This is a genomic window from Pseudomonas bananamidigenes (assembly GCF_001679645.1).
Lineage (GTDB): Bacteria > Pseudomonadota > Gammaproteobacteria > Pseudomonadales > Pseudomonadaceae > Aquipseudomonas > Aquipseudomonas bananamidigenes.
The window spans coordinates 40,404-55,256 of record NZ_LRUN01000056.1 but is presented as its reverse complement, the minus strand read 5'-3'; the positions used below and the strand labels follow the sequence as shown (position 1 = coordinate 55,256).

The 14,853-nt window shown below is 61.8% G+C and carries 17 protein-coding genes; 8 read left to right on the top strand and 9 right to left on the bottom strand.

Features of this window, described 5'->3' with window-relative positions; all coding sequences use genetic code 11:
- Positions 1-108: 108 nt before the first annotated feature.
- Entirely contained in the window at positions 109-1,038 is a 930-nt protein-coding gene (locus BBF94_RS19820) for a zinc ABC transporter substrate-binding protein ZnuA (RefSeq protein ID WP_065260669.1), read from the bottom strand.
- A 57-nt stretch (positions 1,039-1,095) separates the two neighbouring features.
- On the opposite strand from BBF94_RS19820, the gene zur reads away from it, so the two are divergent.
- The 4 genes from zur to BBF94_RS19800 are packed head-to-tail and all read left to right on the top strand — an operon-like array spanning position 1,096 to position 3,895.
- Positions 1,096-1,578 carry a zinc uptake transcriptional repressor Zur gene (gene zur, locus BBF94_RS19815; RefSeq protein WP_065260668.1) on the top strand — a complete coding sequence of 161 codons (483 nt, stop codon included), beginning with the start codon at positions 1,096-1,098 and terminating at the stop codon, positions 1,576-1,578.
- The gene (gene znuC, locus BBF94_RS19810) at positions 1,578-2,363 is read left to right on the top strand and encodes a zinc ABC transporter ATP-binding protein ZnuC (RefSeq protein ID WP_065260667.1); all 786 of its coding nucleotides are present in this window, start codon (positions 1,578-1,580) and stop codon (positions 2,361-2,363) included. The genes zur and znuC overlap by 1 nt, the downstream gene beginning before the upstream one ends.
- A complete protein-coding gene (gene znuB / locus BBF94_RS19805; RefSeq protein ID WP_065260666.1) occupies positions 2,356-3,144 on the top strand; it encodes a zinc ABC transporter permease subunit ZnuB in 789 nt (262 codons plus the stop codon). Before znuC ends, znuB begins: the two co-directional genes overlap by 8 nt.
- Before the next feature lie 37 nt (positions 3,145-3,181).
- On the top strand, positions 3,182-3,895 hold the full coding sequence (locus BBF94_RS19800; RefSeq protein WP_065260665.1) for a PA5502 family lipoprotein: 714 nt from the start codon (positions 3,182-3,184) through the stop codon (positions 3,893-3,895).
- Positions 3,896-3,933: 38 nt separating this feature from the next.
- Here the strand turns inward: BBF94_RS19800 and katE are convergent, their stop codons facing one another.
- Positions 3,934-6,075 (bottom strand): catalase HPII, encoded by a 2,142-nt coding sequence (gene katE / locus BBF94_RS19795; protein WP_065260664.1) that lies wholly within the window; start codon positions 6,073-6,075, stop codon positions 3,934-3,936.
- A 260-nt stretch (positions 6,076-6,335) separates the two neighbouring features.
- Between katE and BBF94_RS19790 the strand changes: the two genes are divergently transcribed.
- From BBF94_RS19790 to BBF94_RS19780, 3 genes are all read left to right on the top strand, one after another.
- The gene (locus BBF94_RS19790; protein ID WP_065260663.1) at positions 6,336-7,343 is read left to right on the top strand and encodes a methionine ABC transporter ATP-binding protein; all 1,008 of its coding nucleotides are present in this window, start codon (positions 6,336-6,338) and stop codon (positions 7,341-7,343) included.
- A complete protein-coding gene (locus tag BBF94_RS19785; RefSeq protein WP_065260662.1) occupies positions 7,343-8,017 on the top strand; it encodes a methionine ABC transporter permease in 675 nt (224 codons plus the stop codon). Before BBF94_RS19790 ends, BBF94_RS19785 begins: the two co-directional genes overlap by 1 nt.
- Positions 8,018-8,093: 76 nt before the next feature.
- On the top strand, positions 8,094-8,867 hold the full coding sequence (locus tag BBF94_RS19780; protein WP_065260661.1) for a MetQ/NlpA family ABC transporter substrate-binding protein: 774 nt from the start codon (positions 8,094-8,096) through the stop codon (positions 8,865-8,867).
- A gap of 280 nt (positions 8,868-9,147) precedes the next feature.
- On the opposite strand, the gene BBF94_RS19775 is transcribed toward BBF94_RS19780, so the two are convergent.
- Genes BBF94_RS19775 through BBF94_RS19755 form a run of 5 tightly spaced genes read right to left on the bottom strand, consistent with a single transcriptional unit; the run spans position 9,148 to position 13,056 of the window.
- A complete protein-coding gene (locus BBF94_RS19775) occupies positions 9,148-9,783 on the bottom strand; it encodes an SCO family protein (protein ID WP_065260660.1) in 636 nt (211 codons plus the stop codon).
- Positions 9,780-10,679, bottom strand: coding sequence for a heme o synthase (gene cyoE / locus BBF94_RS19770; RefSeq protein WP_065260659.1), 900 nt, complete (start codon positions 10,677-10,679; stop codon positions 9,780-9,782). Before cyoE ends, BBF94_RS19775 begins: the two co-directional genes overlap by 4 nt.
- Positions 10,667-11,746 carry a COX15/CtaA family protein gene (locus tag BBF94_RS19765; protein ID WP_065260658.1) on the bottom strand — a complete coding sequence of 360 codons (1,080 nt, stop codon included), beginning with the start codon at positions 11,744-11,746 and terminating at the stop codon, positions 10,667-10,669. The genes cyoE and BBF94_RS19765 overlap by 13 nt, the downstream gene beginning before the upstream one ends.
- Before the next feature lie 10 nt (positions 11,747-11,756).
- On the bottom strand, positions 11,757-12,350 hold the full coding sequence (locus BBF94_RS19760; protein WP_065260671.1) for a hypothetical protein: 594 nt from the start codon (positions 12,348-12,350) through the stop codon (positions 11,757-11,759).
- A complete protein-coding gene (locus BBF94_RS19755) occupies positions 12,316-13,056 on the bottom strand; it encodes an SURF1 family protein (protein WP_065260657.1) in 741 nt (246 codons plus the stop codon). The genes BBF94_RS19760 and BBF94_RS19755 overlap by 35 nt, the downstream gene beginning before the upstream one ends.
- 71 nt (positions 13,057-13,127) lie before the next feature.
- Here BBF94_RS19755 and BBF94_RS19750 point away from each other — a divergent pair, with 71 nt between their 5' ends.
- Positions 13,128-13,331, top strand: a complete 204-nt coding sequence (locus tag BBF94_RS19750) for a twin transmembrane helix small protein (RefSeq protein WP_065260656.1) — start codon at positions 13,128-13,130, stop codon at positions 13,329-13,331.
- Positions 13,332-13,340: 9 nt separating this feature from the next.
- Here the strand turns inward: BBF94_RS19750 and BBF94_RS19745 are convergent, their stop codons facing one another.
- Both BBF94_RS19745 and BBF94_RS19740 read right to left on the bottom strand, forming a co-directional pair.
- On the bottom strand, positions 13,341-14,228 hold the full coding sequence (locus BBF94_RS19745; RefSeq protein WP_065260655.1) for a cytochrome c oxidase subunit 3: 888 nt from the start codon (positions 14,226-14,228) through the stop codon (positions 13,341-13,343).
- Positions 14,229-14,253: 25 nt separating this feature from the next.
- Positions 14,254-14,805 (bottom strand): cytochrome c oxidase assembly protein, encoded by a 552-nt coding sequence (locus tag BBF94_RS19740; RefSeq protein WP_065260654.1) that lies wholly within the window; start codon positions 14,803-14,805, stop codon positions 14,254-14,256.
- Positions 14,806-14,853 lie beyond the last annotated feature (48 nt).

The following is a 14,853-nucleotide window of genomic DNA, read 5'->3' as shown; positions in this document are numbered from 1 at the left end:
CTTTAAAAGCTTCGCGAGCAGGCTCGCTCCCACATTGGTTTTGTGTCGATCACAAATCTGATGTGGGAGCGAGCCTGCTCGCGAACGGGGCAATACTGATGCCCGGGTTTACAGCGACTCCAGGCAGCCCGCCAGATCATTCCCCAGCTTCTCCAGCACTTGCTCATAACCCTGAGCCGTCGCTGGCGTGTATCCGCCCAACGCATCCAGTTCCGCCAGCTTCACCGGCAGGCCCGCCACCAGGGTCTCGGCCAGACGCGGACGCAGCGGCGGTTCACTGAACACGCAGGTCTTGCCGACCTCCTGCAAGCGCGCACGCATCGCTGCCACATGCTGGGCGCCCGGCTGCACTTCCGCCGCCACGCTAAACACACCGGTGTGTTTCAGGCCGTAGGCATCTTCGAAGTAGTCGAAGGCTTCGTGGAAGACGAAGTAAGGTTTTCCTTCAACGCTCGCCAGACGTTTCTTCAATCGCTGATCCAGTGCATCGAGACGCGCGTCAAACGCCTTGGCGTTGCTCTGATAGCGCTCGGCATTGGCCGGGTCGGCGGCGCTCAGGTCGGCGGCCATTTTGTCGGCAATCACTCGCGCGTTCACCGGCGATAGCCACAAATGCGCATCGAGCGTACCGGGACGGTGGTCGTGATCATGCTCGTCGGCGTCTTCGGCGTGGGAGTGGCTGTCTTCGGCGAAGCGGCGCAGCTTCATGCCCGGCAGATCCTGCACGGCGACGCTCGGCAGCGTTCGACCGTTCAGCACGCGGGGCAGGAAACCTTCCATGTCCGGGCCGATCCAGTACAGCAGATCCACCGATTGCACTTTGCGCACGTCGGACGGGCGCAACGCATAGTTATGCGGCGAGGCTCCCGGCGGCAGCAGCACTTCCGGAATTGCCACACCGTCCTGCACCGCTGCGGCAATCAATTGCAGCGGCTTGATGCTGGTGAGGACTCTGACGTCGGCCTGAGCCGGACCGATCAGCAGAAAACTGGCGACAAAAGCCACAAAAACAGAAAAAAGTCGGGACACGATGACCACTCAAGGAGGCGAGAACGGGTAACATAATAACGTCTCCAGCCAAGCTCGTCGCCGCTCATGCCTATTACACCGATTGCCAGCCGTCCCCACGACCATTCCCATTGCGTCCACAGCGCCCTGTCCGAGGCCGATGCCTTGTGTGCACAGAAAGGCCTGCGCCTGACTGCATTGCGTCGGCGGGTGCTGGAGCTGGTGTGGCAGAGCCACAAACCGCTGGGTGCTTACGACATCCTTGCTGTGCTCAGCGAGCAGGACGGCCGGCGCGCCGCGCCGCCGACCGTGTACCGTGCGCTGGATTTTCTGCTGGAAAACGGCCTTGTGCACCGCATCGCTTCGCTGAACGCCTTCGTTGGATGCGTTCATCCAAAGCATTCGCACCAGGGCCAGTTCCTGATTTGCCGCGAATGCCACGCGGCCATCGAACTTGAGCAAAAAACCATCAGTGACGCCATCGTCCACAGCGCCAGCGACGTCGGCTTCATCGTCGAAGCCCAGACCGTCGAAGTGGTGGGTCTCTGCTCTGGCTGCCGGGGGGCTTGATGAGCGATGCGTTGATCCGTCTGGAGCAGGTGGCTGTCCGGTTTGCCGGACAGAACGTGCTGGACAACATTCACCTGAGCGTCGAGCCGGGGCAGATCGTCACCCTGATCGGCCCCAACGGTGCCGGCAAGACCACGCTGGTACGTGCCGTGCTCGGGCTGCTGAAGCCCGACAGCGGCAGCGTCTGGCGCAAGCCGAAACTGCGCGTCGGCTACATGCCGCAAAAACTTCACGTGGATCCGACCCTGCCGCTGTCAGTCCTGCGCTTTCTGCGGCTGGTACCGGGCGTCGATCGTCCGCGAGCACTGGCGGCGCTGAAGGAAGTGGGCGCCGAGCACGTCATCGACAGCCCGGTGCAGAGCGTGTCCGGCGGTGAAATGCAGCGCGTGCTGCTGGCCCGGGCACTGCTGCGCGAACCGGAACTGCTGGTGCTCGACGAGCCTGTGCAAGGTGTCGACGTGGCCGGTCAGGCCGAGCTGTACAGCCTGATCACTCGCCTGCGCGATCGCCATGGTTGCGGCGTGTTGATGGTCTCCCACGATCTGCATCTGGTGATGAGCACCACCGACCAGGTCGTGTGCCTCAACCGTCACGTCTGCTGCTCCGGGCATCCCGAGCAGGTCAGCGGCGACCCGGCCTTCGTCGAGCTGTTCGGCAATCACGCGCCAAGCCTGGCGGTCTATCACCACCATCACGACCATGCCCACGACCTGCACGGTTCCGTGGTCAAAGGGCCTGTGAAAGGCCAACCTCACGTTCACGGAGATAGCTGCAAGCATGGCTGATTTTCTGTTTTACGCCCTGCTTGCAGGTCTGGCGCTGGCGGTGGTTGCGGGGCCGCTGGGCTCGTTCGTGGTCTGGCGGCGTATGGCCTATTTCGGCGACACCCTGTCTCACGCCGCGTTGCTGGGCGTGGCGCTGGGGTTTTTGCTGGATGTCAGCCCGACCGTCGCGGTCACCGTGGGCTGCCTGCTGCTGGCGGTGCTGCTGGTGACGCTGCAACAACGCCAGCCGCTGGCATCCGACACGTTGTTGGGCATTCTTGCACCGAGCACGCTCTCGCTCGGCCTGGTGGTACTAAGCTTCATGCATGAAGTGCGGATCGACCTGATGGCCTATCTGTTCGGCGACCTGCTGGCGATCAGCCCGACTGACCTTGCCTGGATCCTTGGTGGCAGTGCGGCGGTGCTTGTGCTGCTGGTGACGCTGTGGCGACCGCTGCTGGCCATCACCGTGCACGAAGAGCTGGCAAGGGTCGAAGGCCTGCCGGTGGCCGGTCTGCGTATGGCGCTGATGCTGCTGATCGCGGTGGTGATCGCCGTGGCGATGAAAATCGTCGGTGTATTGCTGATTACGTCGCTGTTGATCATCCCGGCAGCTGCGGCACAACGTCACGCCCGTTCGCCGGAGCAGATGGCGCTGGGCGCGAGTCTGCTGGGCATGCTCGCCGTGTGTGGCGGGCTGGCGCTGTCCTGGTTCAAGGACACCCCGGCCGGCCCGTCAATCGTTGTGACGGCGGCCGCACTGTTTCTGCTGAGTTTTGTTCTGCCCCGTCGAGGGGTGTAGACTTGCTCGTTTTTTGCGCAAATAGAGAGTCGCAGGAATGAAGCCGTTCGCCTCCCGTTATCTGCTCCTTGTCGCATTTTCAGTGCTGCTGGGCGCCTGCCAAAGCTCGCCGCCGGTGGCCGAAGTCCCCGATGCACGGGCCACGGCCATTGCACAGCTGGAGCAAAACCTGGCCAGCAGCGAACTGGCCACCGCCGAGGACCAGTTGGCAGCGTTGCAGGCCGAAACGCCCAACGATCCATCCCTTGAGCAGTACCAGCGCCAGTTGGCCGAAGCCTATTTGCGTCGCAGCCAGATCGTCCTGCAGAAGGGTGATGTGAATGCTGCCGCAACCGCTTTGGCCCGTGCCCGCGCGCTGATGCCCAAGGCCCCGGCGCTGACTGGCGGCGTCAACGGTGCGATCACCGAAGCCCGCAAGGCTGAGCTGGAGAAAGCCGAAGCGGCCCTTCAGGCCGCCGAGGCCAAACCGAAAGCGAAGGTGATCGATCCGACCGCCGAAAGCACCACGGTCGCGTTGAATATCACCGACAGCCGCAAACTTCGCCGTCAACTCGACGCGATTGCCGCCGATGTCGTGAATTACGATTGTGCGGTGAGCATTCAGGCGCCGCGCACCAACGATTATCCATGGCTGGCGACACTGATCACCAAGCGGGTGAAGAAGCTGGATCCGGATTTCGATCTGCAGATCGAGAAGCAGATTTTGCGCACGGTCCCGGCACAGATGGTTCTGAGCCCGCGCAAACCTTGAATTGACCGCAGCCTGCTTTTCGCAGGCTGCGGTTTTTTTCAGGCCGGAATTGCCTTGGCCTTCGCCTCCCGATCCCAAACCCGATGCTGCCCGATCGCCGCAAAGAACGGTTTGGTCAACGCTTTCACATCCGCACCTTCTATCAACCCGGCATCCGCCTCCAGCTTCAACACATCCAGCAATTGTTTCGCCTCGCCATGCAGGGCAATCGCCTTCAGGTGCTTGTACGCCTCCAGCAGGTAATGCAACGCCACGCCGTCTCCGCTCAACGCCTTGACCGACGCCGCGCCGCCCGGCACGAATGCCGCGTCGAACACCACCGAAGGCATACCTTCCATCGACGCATCCACCGCCAGGCTTTTGCCATCCGCCGTCTTCACCGGCGCCGAGGTCGGGCCGAGCAACTTGGCGTGCGCGCCCTCTGCGGCCAAAGCCTTCTTCATTGCCTCAATCGCCGCGCCATCGACGCCGTTGGCCGCCAGAATGGCGACTTTTCGGGTCTTGATGTTCTCGGGCAACAGATTGGCCTGACTCAGCGCCGGCGAGTGATCCAGTGAGGTCTTGCGCACCTCGACCGTGCCTTGGGTGGGGGCTGGCAAACCGAGGTTCGTCGCCACCCGACGCGCCAGCTCCAGATCGATGTTGGTCAGAATCTCGTTCACTTCCCGGGCCCGGATGTGCTCCCGTTCAACCTTGCCCAGCTCGAAGCTGTACGCCGAAATGATGTGCTCCTGCTCGTGCTTGCTCATGCTCTTGAAGAACAGTCGTGCCTGGGAAAAGTGGTCGCTGAACGATTCGCTGCGCTGACGGATCTTGTTGGCGTCGATGCGCTCTGCGTAGCTCTCGAAACCGCCGTCCTGCGCAGCCGGCGGGGTTTCTTTCGGCCAGCCGCCATCGATCGAGTTCGGTTCGTAGGACGCGCGGCCCTTGTCGATCACCGTGCGGTGCTGGGCATCGCGCTGACCATTGGGGAACGGCACGACCGGGCGATTGATCGGCAGCTCATGAAAATTCGGCCCGCCGAGTCGGCTGATCTGCGTGTCCGTGTAGGAAAACAGCCGACCTTGCAGCAGCGGGTCATTGGAGAAGTCGATGCCCGGTACGATATGGCCGGGGCAGAATGCGACCTGCTCGGTTTCGGCAAAGAAATTGTCCGGGTTGCGGTTGAGGGTCATTTTGCCCAGCGGCGTGATCGGGACGATTTCTTCGGGAATCAGTTTGGTCGGGTCGAGAATGTCGAAATCGAAGTCGTGCTCGTTTTCCTCCTCGATGACCTGTACGCCGAGTTCCCATTCCGGGTAGTCCCCGGTCTCGATGGCCTCCCAGAGATCGCGTCGGTGGTAGTCGGTATCTTTACCGGCCAGTTTCTGCGCTTCGTCCCACACCAGCGAACAGGTCCCGGCGGTGGGGCGCCAGTGGAACTTCACGAAGCGTGATTTACCCTCGGCATTGATCAGCCGGAAGGTGTGCACGCCGAAGCCCTGCATGCTGCGCAGGCTTTTCGGGATGGCCCGGTCGGACATGGCCCAGATGACCATGTGCGCCGATTCCGGTACCAGCGACACGAAGTCCCAGAAGGTGTCGTGGGCCGAGCCGCCGGTCGGTATTTCGTTGTGCGGTTCGGGTTTTACGGCGTGGACAAAGTCGGGAAACTTGATTGCGTCCTGGATGAAAAACACCGGCATGTTGTTGCCCACCAGATCGAAGTTGCCTTCGTCGGTGAAGAACTTCACGGCAAAACCGCGCACGTCACGCACGGTATCGCCGGAGCCCCGTGGCCCCTGCACCGTGGAAAAACGTACGAAAACCGGTGTTTTCTTCCCCGGATCCCGCAGGAACCCGGCCTTGGTCAGCGCCGAATGGTTCTCGTAGCTTTGAAAGAAACCATGGGCGCCGGTACCGCGGGCGTGGACGATGCGCTCCGGGATCCGCTCGTGGTCGAAGTGCGTGATCTTCTCACGCATGATGAAGTCTTCCAGCAGTGACGGCCCACGCGGCCCGGCCTTGAGCGTGTTCTGGTTGTCCGCGATCTTCACGCCCTGATTGGTGCGCAGCGCCTGGCCGGTGGCATCGGAGCGAAATTTTTCCAGGCTGTCGAGTTTGGCGTTGGTGTTGGCGCGATCCGGGGTGTCGGTGCCGGCCAGTTGGCTCTTGTCGGTGGCAGGTTTTTTCGTACTCATCAGTCGTGAACTCCTGTATGCCCGGGGCATTGCGCCGGGCCGCTCGAGTGGTTCCCGGGCACGGCACCCAGGGTTTCAAGTCGCTTAACTAGTGACTGATGAGGGTTTCGGGCGTTCCTTTTTTATGACCTTTGATCCTGTTATTGCCAAATCGAAGGTTATTTGCGAAATAAATGCTAAGAACCTCTATACGGACAGGCTAAAATGCGCGCCCGGCTAACCGCTGATCCTTTTCCAACGCGCCCCACAAGGTTCGCTACGTGATCGAGTTTCAAAACGTCCATAAGACTTACCGCGTCGGCGGTAAGGACATCACCGCGCTGCATCCGACCAGCCTCTCCATCGAGAACGGTCAGGTGTTCGGCCTGATTGGCCATTCCGGCGCGGGAAAAAGTACCCTGCTGCGTCTGATCAATCGCCTGGAGGATTCCAGTGGCGGCAAGATCATCGTCGACGGCGAAGAAGTCACCGCGCTGGACGCCAATGGCCTGCGCCGTTTCCGTCAGCAGGTCGGAATGATCTTCCAGCACTTCAACCTGCTGGCCTCCAAGACCGTGGCCGACAACGTCGCGCTGCCGCTGACCCTGGCCGGTGAACTGTCCCGCGCCGAGATCGACCGGCGTGTGGCCGAATTGCTGGCGCGGGTCGGCCTGTCCGATCATGCGAAGAAGTACCCGGCACAGTTGTCCGGCGGCCAGAAGCAGCGTGTGGGCATCGCCCGCGCCCTGGCGACCAAGCCGAAAATCCTGCTGTGCGACGAAGCTACCAGCGCCCTCGACCCGCAGACCACCGCCTCGGTGCTGCAACTGCTGGCCGAGATCAACCGTGAGCTGAAACTGACCATCGTGCTGATCACCCACGAGATGGATGTGATCCGCCGTGTCTGCGATCAAGTGGCAGTGATGGATGCCGGCGTGATCGTCGAACAGGGCTCGGTGGCTGAAGTGTTCCTGCATCCGAAGCACCCGACCACCAAGCGTTTCGTGCAAGAAGACGAGCAGATCGACGAAAGCGAGCAGCGCGATGACTTCGCTCACGTGCCGGGTCGCATCGTGCGTCTGACCTTCCAGGGCGATGCGACCTACGCACCGTTGCTCGGTACCGTCGCCCGGGAAACCGGTGTGGACTACAGCATCCTGGCCGGTCGTATCGACCGCATCAAAGACATTCCTTACGGGCAATTGACCCTCGCCGTCACCGGTGGCGACATGGAAGCGGCTTTTGCCCGCTTCACCGCCGCTGACGTTCACATGGAGGTGTTGCGCTAATGGCAGACCTGATGAGTTTCTTCACCAATATCGACTGGTACGAGATCTGGCTGGCCACCGGCGACACCATGATGATGCTCGGCGGTTCGCTGCTGTTCACCGTTCTGCTCGGCCTGCCGCTGGGTGTGCTGCTGTTCCTCTGCAGCCCGCGACAATTGCTCGAAGCCAAAGGTGTATACGCCTTGCTGTCGCTGGTGGTGAACATCCTGCGTTCGCTGCCGTTCATCATTCTGTTGATCGTGATGATCCCGTTCACCGTGCTGATCACCGGCACCTCGCTGGGTGTGGCCGGCGCGATTCCGCCGCTGGTGGTAGGTGCGACACCGTTCTTCGCGCGTCTGGTGGAAACCGCTCTGCGTGAAGTCGATCGCGGCATCATCGAAGCGACCCAGTCGATGGGTGCGACTACCCGCCAGATCATCATGAACGCCTTGTTGCCGGAGGCCCGTCCGGGCATCTTCGCAGCGATTACGGTGACGGCGATTACACTGGTTTCCTACACCGCTATGGCGGGTGTGGTGGGTGCCGGTGGTCTGGGTGACCTGGCGATCCGTTTCGGCTATCAGCGTTTCCAGACCGACGTGATGATCGTCACCGTGGTGCTGCTGCTGATTCTGGTGCAAGTGCTGCAGATGGTGGGCGACCGGCTGGTCGTGCATTTTTCGCGCAAATAACCCGGTTTGGTATTCAAAAATGAGCCGGCCATTCGCTGGCAGGTGCCACACGGGCACCTCAAAAGGAGTTAGCTGAATGAAAAAACTGATCGTTGCTCTGGCTGCGGTTGCAGCGTTCTCGGCCCATGCCGACGAAACCCTGACCGTTGCCGCCACCCCGGTGCCGCACGCGGAAATCCTCGAGTTCGTCAAGCCAGCCCTGGCGAAAGAGGGCGTGGATCTGAAGGTCAAGGTTTTCACCGACTACATTCAGCCGAACGTGCAGGTCGCCGAAAAGCGTCTGGACGCCAACTTCTTCCAGCATCAGCCGTACCTCGATGAATTCAACAAGGCCAAGGGCACCAGCCTGGTGGCCGTGACCGGCGTACACCTGGAGCCGCTGGGCGCCTACTCGAGCAAGATCAAGAAAATCGAAGACCTGCCAGGCGGCGCCAATGTGGTTATCCCGAACGACGCCACCAACGGCGGCCGTGCGCTGTTGCTGCTGGACAAGGCGGGCGTGATCAAGCTGAAGGATTCGAAAAACATCCTGTCGACCGTCAAGGACATCGCCGAAAATCCTAAAGACCTGAAGATCCGCGAACTGGAAGCCGCGACCATCCCGCGTGTGCTGACTCAGGTCGATCTGGCGCTGATCAACACCAACTACGCGCTGGAAGCCAAGCTCGATCCGTCCAAGGATGCGCTGGTCATCGAGGGCAACGACTCGCCTTACGTGAACATCCTGGTGTCCCGTGCGGACAACAAGGACAGCGACGCCATGAAGAAACTGGCTGAAGCCCTGCACAGCCCGGAAGTGAAGAAATTCATTACCGAGAAGTACAAAGGTGCGGTGTTGCCGGCGTTCTGATTGCGGTTGTTGTAATGAAAAAGGGGCGCATTGAATGCGCCCCTTTTTTGTAGCTGTGAATTGTTCGGCTTGAGGGCTGCGTCGAACCCACCCCTCACCCCAGCCCTCTCCCCCAGGAGAGGGAGCCGACCGAGGTGTCTTGAGCCTTACATCGACCTGAAAGATTGAGTCGATTATGGATTCCAAGCAGCAATTTCACGTCGGCGTAATTCTTTAATATCCCTCGGTCAGTCCCCTCTCCCTCCGGGAGAGGGTTAGGGTGAGGGCGCTTTTGATCTTCTTACTTGCGGCTAAGCATCACCGGCAACTGCGCCACCAGTTTGGCGTTGTTCAACGGCGCCCGAATGAACCCGCGCTGCGTCCCGTCCGGCCCGATCACCGCCAGATTACCGCTGTGATCCACCGTGTAGTTCGGCTTGCTGGTATCCGCCGGAATGAACGGAATGCTCACCGCGTTCGCCACCTTCTGCAGTTCCTCGATCGACTTCGGCGTCAGGCCGATGAACTGCTTGTCGAAGTAGCCCAGGTACTGCTTCAACTGCGCAGGGTTGTCGCGGTTCGGGTCGACGCTGACCAGCACGATCTGCAATTTATCCACAGCGTCCTTCGGCAGTTCGCTCTTGATCTGGCGCAGTTGGGCGAGGGTGGTCGGGCAGATGTCCGGGCAGAAGGTGTAGCCGAAGAACAGCAGACTCCATTTGCCCTTCAGCTCGTTGACCGTGACCGGCCGGCCGTCCTGATCGGTCATCGTCACGTCCGGCAGGTTGCGGCTTTGCGGCAGCAGGATGATGCCGGCGTCGATCAGTGCCGTCGGGTCGCCCTGGCCCTTGCCGCTCAGCACTTTGTTGACGGTCAGGCCGAGGATCAGCGCGATCACGGCCACGAGGATGAAGACGGTTTTCTGGGTTCGAGTCATAGGTTCAACAGTAAGTAGTGGTCTACGAGCAGGGCGATGAACAGCAGAAACAGGTACCAGATAGAGTACTTGAAGGTGTTGATCGCCGCGTGCGGCCGAGTGCCACGGTACAGCACCACGGCCCATTGCAGAAACCTTGCGCCCAGCCCGAGGGCGCAGATCAGGTACAGCGCGCCGCTCATGTGGATCACGTACGGCAAGAGGCTGACCGCCAGCAGAGCGAAGGTGTACAGCAGAATGTGAACCTTGGTGTAGTGCTCGCCGTGGGTGACCGGCAGCATCGGGATGTCGGCCTTGGCGTATTCCTCTTTGCGATGGATCGCCAGCGCCCAGAAGTGCGGCGGGGTCCAGGCGAAGATGATGAGTACCAGCAGCAGCGGTTCGGCGCCGATATGGCCGGTGGCGGCGGTCCAGCCGAGCAATGGCGGGGCGGCGCCGGCGAGGCCGCCGATGACGATGTTCTGCGGCGTCGCGCGTTTGAGGAAACCGGTGTAGATCACCGCGTAGCCGAGCAGCGAGGCCAGGGTCAGCCACGCGGTCAGCGGGTTGGTGAAGGTCAGCAGCAAGGCCTGGCCGAGCAGTGCCAGCACCAGCGCAAAGGTCAGTGCCGCGATAGGCGCAACCCGGCCTTCGGCCAGTGGCCGTTTGTGGGTGCGTGCCATGACCGCATCGATGCGCCGGTCCACCACATGATTGACCGCCGCCGCCGCCCCGGCACACAGCGCGATGCCCAGGTTGCCGAACACCAGCACCGTCCACGGCACGCCGGCGCGGGTGGCGAGGAACATGCCGACCAGCGAGGTGATGAGCATCAGCACCACGACTTTCGGTTTTGTCAGCTCCAGGTAATCACGCCAGATCGCCTGTCCGGGACGTTCGCCGATCAGAATCGCCATGGCGTCTCTCCTTTTATGGTGATGGGCGCTGCCGACTGTTTACGCGGACTCAGACGCCAACGCGCGAGCATCGGCTGCTTGACCCGGACCAGACTGGTCCGCGCGTGATAATTGACCAGCACCATGGTCAGCAGCAGCGCCGCGCCGCCGGCGTTGTGCGCCACGGCCACCGGCAGCGGCAAATGGAACAGCACGTTGCTGATACCGAGGGTGATCTGTGCCGCGAGGGCGACCAGCACCAGCCCGGCCAGTCGCGTCATGCCCACCACTTTCAATTGCCACGCGAGCCCGAGCAGGACCATCGTCACCAGCAAGGCGCCGATGCGGTGGGTCAGGTGAATCGCCGTGCGGGCGTCGCTGTCGAGCTGTCCGCCGAGGTAATTGGGGCCGATGTGTTGCGTCAGATGAAAGCCGTTGGCGAAATCCGCCGGCGGCAGCCATTGGCCATGGCAGGTCGGGAAATCGATGCAGGCCACCGCGGCATAGTTGGAACTGACCCAGCCGCCGAGGGCGATCTGGCCGATCACCAGCAGCAATCCGGCGGTGGCCCAATATTGCAGACGCTTGGGCACGGTCAGTGCCGGCAGCACGCCGGACAGCCTCAAGGTCAGCAGAAACAACAGACTCAAGGTCGCGAAGCCGCCCAGTAAATGCCCGGTCACCACTTGTGGCCAGAGCTTGAGCGTTACCGTCCACATGCCGAACGCGGCCTGGGCGAACACCACCGCCAGCAGGAACAGCGGCAGTTTCAGCGGTTGCCCGGGATGCCGCCGGTTGACCCACGCGCGCCCGGCCAGAAGCGAAATCAGCAGGCCGAGGGTGCCGGCGAAATAGCGGTGGATCATCTCGTTCCAGCCTTTGTGCGCCTCCACGGGTGAGTCGGGGTAATGCAGTTCGGCATGGGCCAGCTGGGCTTCGCTTTTCGGCACGCTGATGAAGCCGTAACAGCCGGGCCAGTCCGGGCAGCCGAGGCCGGCGTGAGTCAGGCGGGTGTAGGCGCCGAGCAGCACCACGATCAGTGCCAGCAGGGTGGCAAACAGCGCGAGGCGAAATCCAGGTTTGGCCATGACGATGCCCTTATCCGATGTTCGACAGTTTCAGCAGGTGACGCAGGTCGTTGAGCAGATCCTTGCCTTTCACACTCGGGTCGTAACGCAGCACGAGATTGCCGTGGGGATCGATGATCCACAGCTGCGGCGTGGTCTTGTCGCCGGTCGCCTTGCTGAACGCGGCGGCGTCCAGCGGATAACGCTGCAGTTGCGGATATTCACGAGTGAGTTTGGCCTGGTAGTCGGCGCTCAGCGGTTGCGCGGTGGCAAGTGCGTGGCTGGCGCGTCCGGCATCGCGACCGAGACCGATCTGGATCTGCCGCGCCAGATACACCAGTTGCTGGCAGTCCACCGCGCAGTCTTTCGGCGCCGTCACCAACATCTGCCAGCGCGCTTCGTCAGCCGTCACGCCGAGATCGGCGCGGCTCTGGCCGTTGCCGATCAGCTCGCCGTGGTAGCTGCGACCTTCCGGAACCCAGAACTGCAACTTGTACATGCCGGTGGCAAGGATCATCGGGCCGATCACGCCGAGCAGGATCAGCAGCAGTTGAATGCGCCCGCGGCGGCGACCGGCCGGAGCTTTAACTTCAGACATGCTGGGTGGATTCATGGCCGCTCCCATGGTGTTTCTCCTTCGCGTTGTGCAATCCGAGGTAGAGGTAGAGACCGAACAGGGCGGTGGCCATGGCGAACCACTGCACGGCGTAGCCGAGATGTTTTTCCGGGCCCATGGCGACCACCGGCCAGTCGGCCTGATAGCTGGCAGGGCCGGGTTCGGCGCGTAACTCATAGGCGAAGCCGTCGCGCTCGAGGCTTTTCCACAACTTCGCGGGATCGACGGCGGTGATGGTCTGCGGCCAGGTGCTGCTGACCGGGTCGGCATGCAGCTGGAAGGTCGAGCCGGGGGCGACGTACACCCAGGCATCGACATTCACGGCATCGGCCGGCGTGTTGAATTGCGGGGTTACGCGGCGGTCCGGCCATGGCAGCCAGCCGCGATTGACCAGCAGCCAAAGGCCGGTGCGCTGATCCTGAAACGGTTGCAGCAATTCGACACCGACCTTGCCGTCACGCTGCCGGTTATCCAGCAGCAGGCTGTGCGCCGCATCGAACCGGCCATGCAGATGCACCCGGCGAAAGGCAGGATCGGTGCTGTGCAGCAACTCGGTGCTGGCCATCGGTTCGGCGGCCCGACGCTCGGCATAACTGGCGAGCAGGGCGGTTTTTCCCGCACCCCGGCCCAGCTGCCAGAAGCCCAGTGAAATCAGCAGCGGCAGCAGCAAGGCAACCACCAGCGTCGGCACAAGGCCCGGCCGGAAGCGCTTCATGGCTGCGCCAGAAAAGCAGTGAATGCGACCGCTATACTTGATTGCATCGCCTGTACCCCCGGAGTCTTCCCATGCTCAAAGCAGCGATCGTCCTGATGCTGATTGCCACGGTGATCAGCCTGTTCAGCGGCCTGTTTTTCCTGGTCAAGGACGACAGCAGCTCGAATCGCCTGGTCATCGCCTTGAGTGTTCGGGTGGCATTGGCCGCCTGCACCGTCGGCTTGATTGCCTGGGGTTTCTACAGCGGCCAACTGGTGTCGCACGCGCCTTGGTAGCTCTATCCTTCAGAGCACGTAAACGAAGATGAACAAGCCGATCCACACCACATCGACGAAGTGCCAGTACCAGCTCGCGGCTTCGAAGCCGAACTGGTGCTCGTTGTCGAAGTGGCCCTTCATGATCCGCATCAGCATCACGAACAGGATGATCGTGCCGATGGTCACGTGGGCGCCGTGGAATCCGGTGAGCATGAAGAACGTCGCGCCGTAGATCCCCGATCCGAGGGTCAGACCCAGTTCGTGATAGGCGTGCATGTACTCCTCGGCCTGCAGGGCGAGGAAGCCACAGCCCAGCAGTACGGTAATCGCCAGCCATAGCTTCAGCGCGCCGCGATGGCCTTTCTTCAGGGCATGATGGGCGATGGTGATGGTCACGCTGGAGCTCACCAGCAGGATGGTGTTGACCAGCGGCAGGCCCCAGGGGCTGATGACCTCCTTGGGCGGCGGGAACAGTTTCGGATCCGGCGTGTGCAGCAGCGGCCAGGTGAACTGGAAGTTCGGCCAGAGCATGTGCGCAATGCCTTTTGTGCCTTCGCCACCCAGTGCCGGGCCGGAGACGTGCCGCACGTAGAACAGCGCGCCGAAGAAGGCGATGAAGAACATCACCTCGGAGAAGATGAACCAGCTCATGCCCCAGCGGAACGAGCGATCCAGCTGCGGGCTGTACAACCCGGCGCGGCTTTCCTTGATCACCGCGCCGAACCAGCCGAACAGCATGTACGCCAGCAACAGTCCGCCGACGAAAAAGATGTACGGCCCGTGGGATTCCGGGCGCGCCGCTTTCAGATCGTTGAACCAGGTGGCCAGGCCGTAGACAGTGATGACCATGCCGAAGGTGGCGATGATCGGCCACTTGCTCTGGGCCGGGACGTAATAGTGCTCGTGAGTTGCCATTTATTGTTCTCCTTATCGGGCACGCTTAACCGCCAGTGTTTGCAGCCACCGGAGGATGTCGGGCGGTGATATCGAACAGCGTGTAGGACAGCGTCAGGTGCTTCACGTCCTTGGGCATGTCGCGGTCAACGATGAAACGCACCGGCATCTCGATCTGCTGACCGGGCTGCAGCACCTGCTGGGTAAAACAAAAGCATTCGGTCTTGTGGAAATACGCCGCCGCTTCACTCGGAGCGATGCTCGGCACGGCCTGGGCGCTCATCGGTCTGTCGGTGGGGTTGCGGGCGACGAAGATCATCTCGTTCACCGCCCCGGGATTGGCTGTGAGTTCGTCATGCTTGGGATAAAACTCCCACGGCATGTCGATATTGTTGGTCGACAGGAACTGCACCCGCACCTGCCGCGACTGATCCACGACCTGCTCGCCTTCGTACTGCCCGGCAGTCTTGCCATTGATGCCGAAGGCCTTGCACATCACGTCATAGAGCGGCACCAGAGCAAAACCGAAGACGAACATCGCCACCACCACGCCGAGCAGTCGGGTCACCAGTTTCTTCAGTGAAATCGAGTCAGCCATGATCTTTGCCCTCGGCCGAGAATCCTGTGGGAGCTGGCTTGCCAGCGA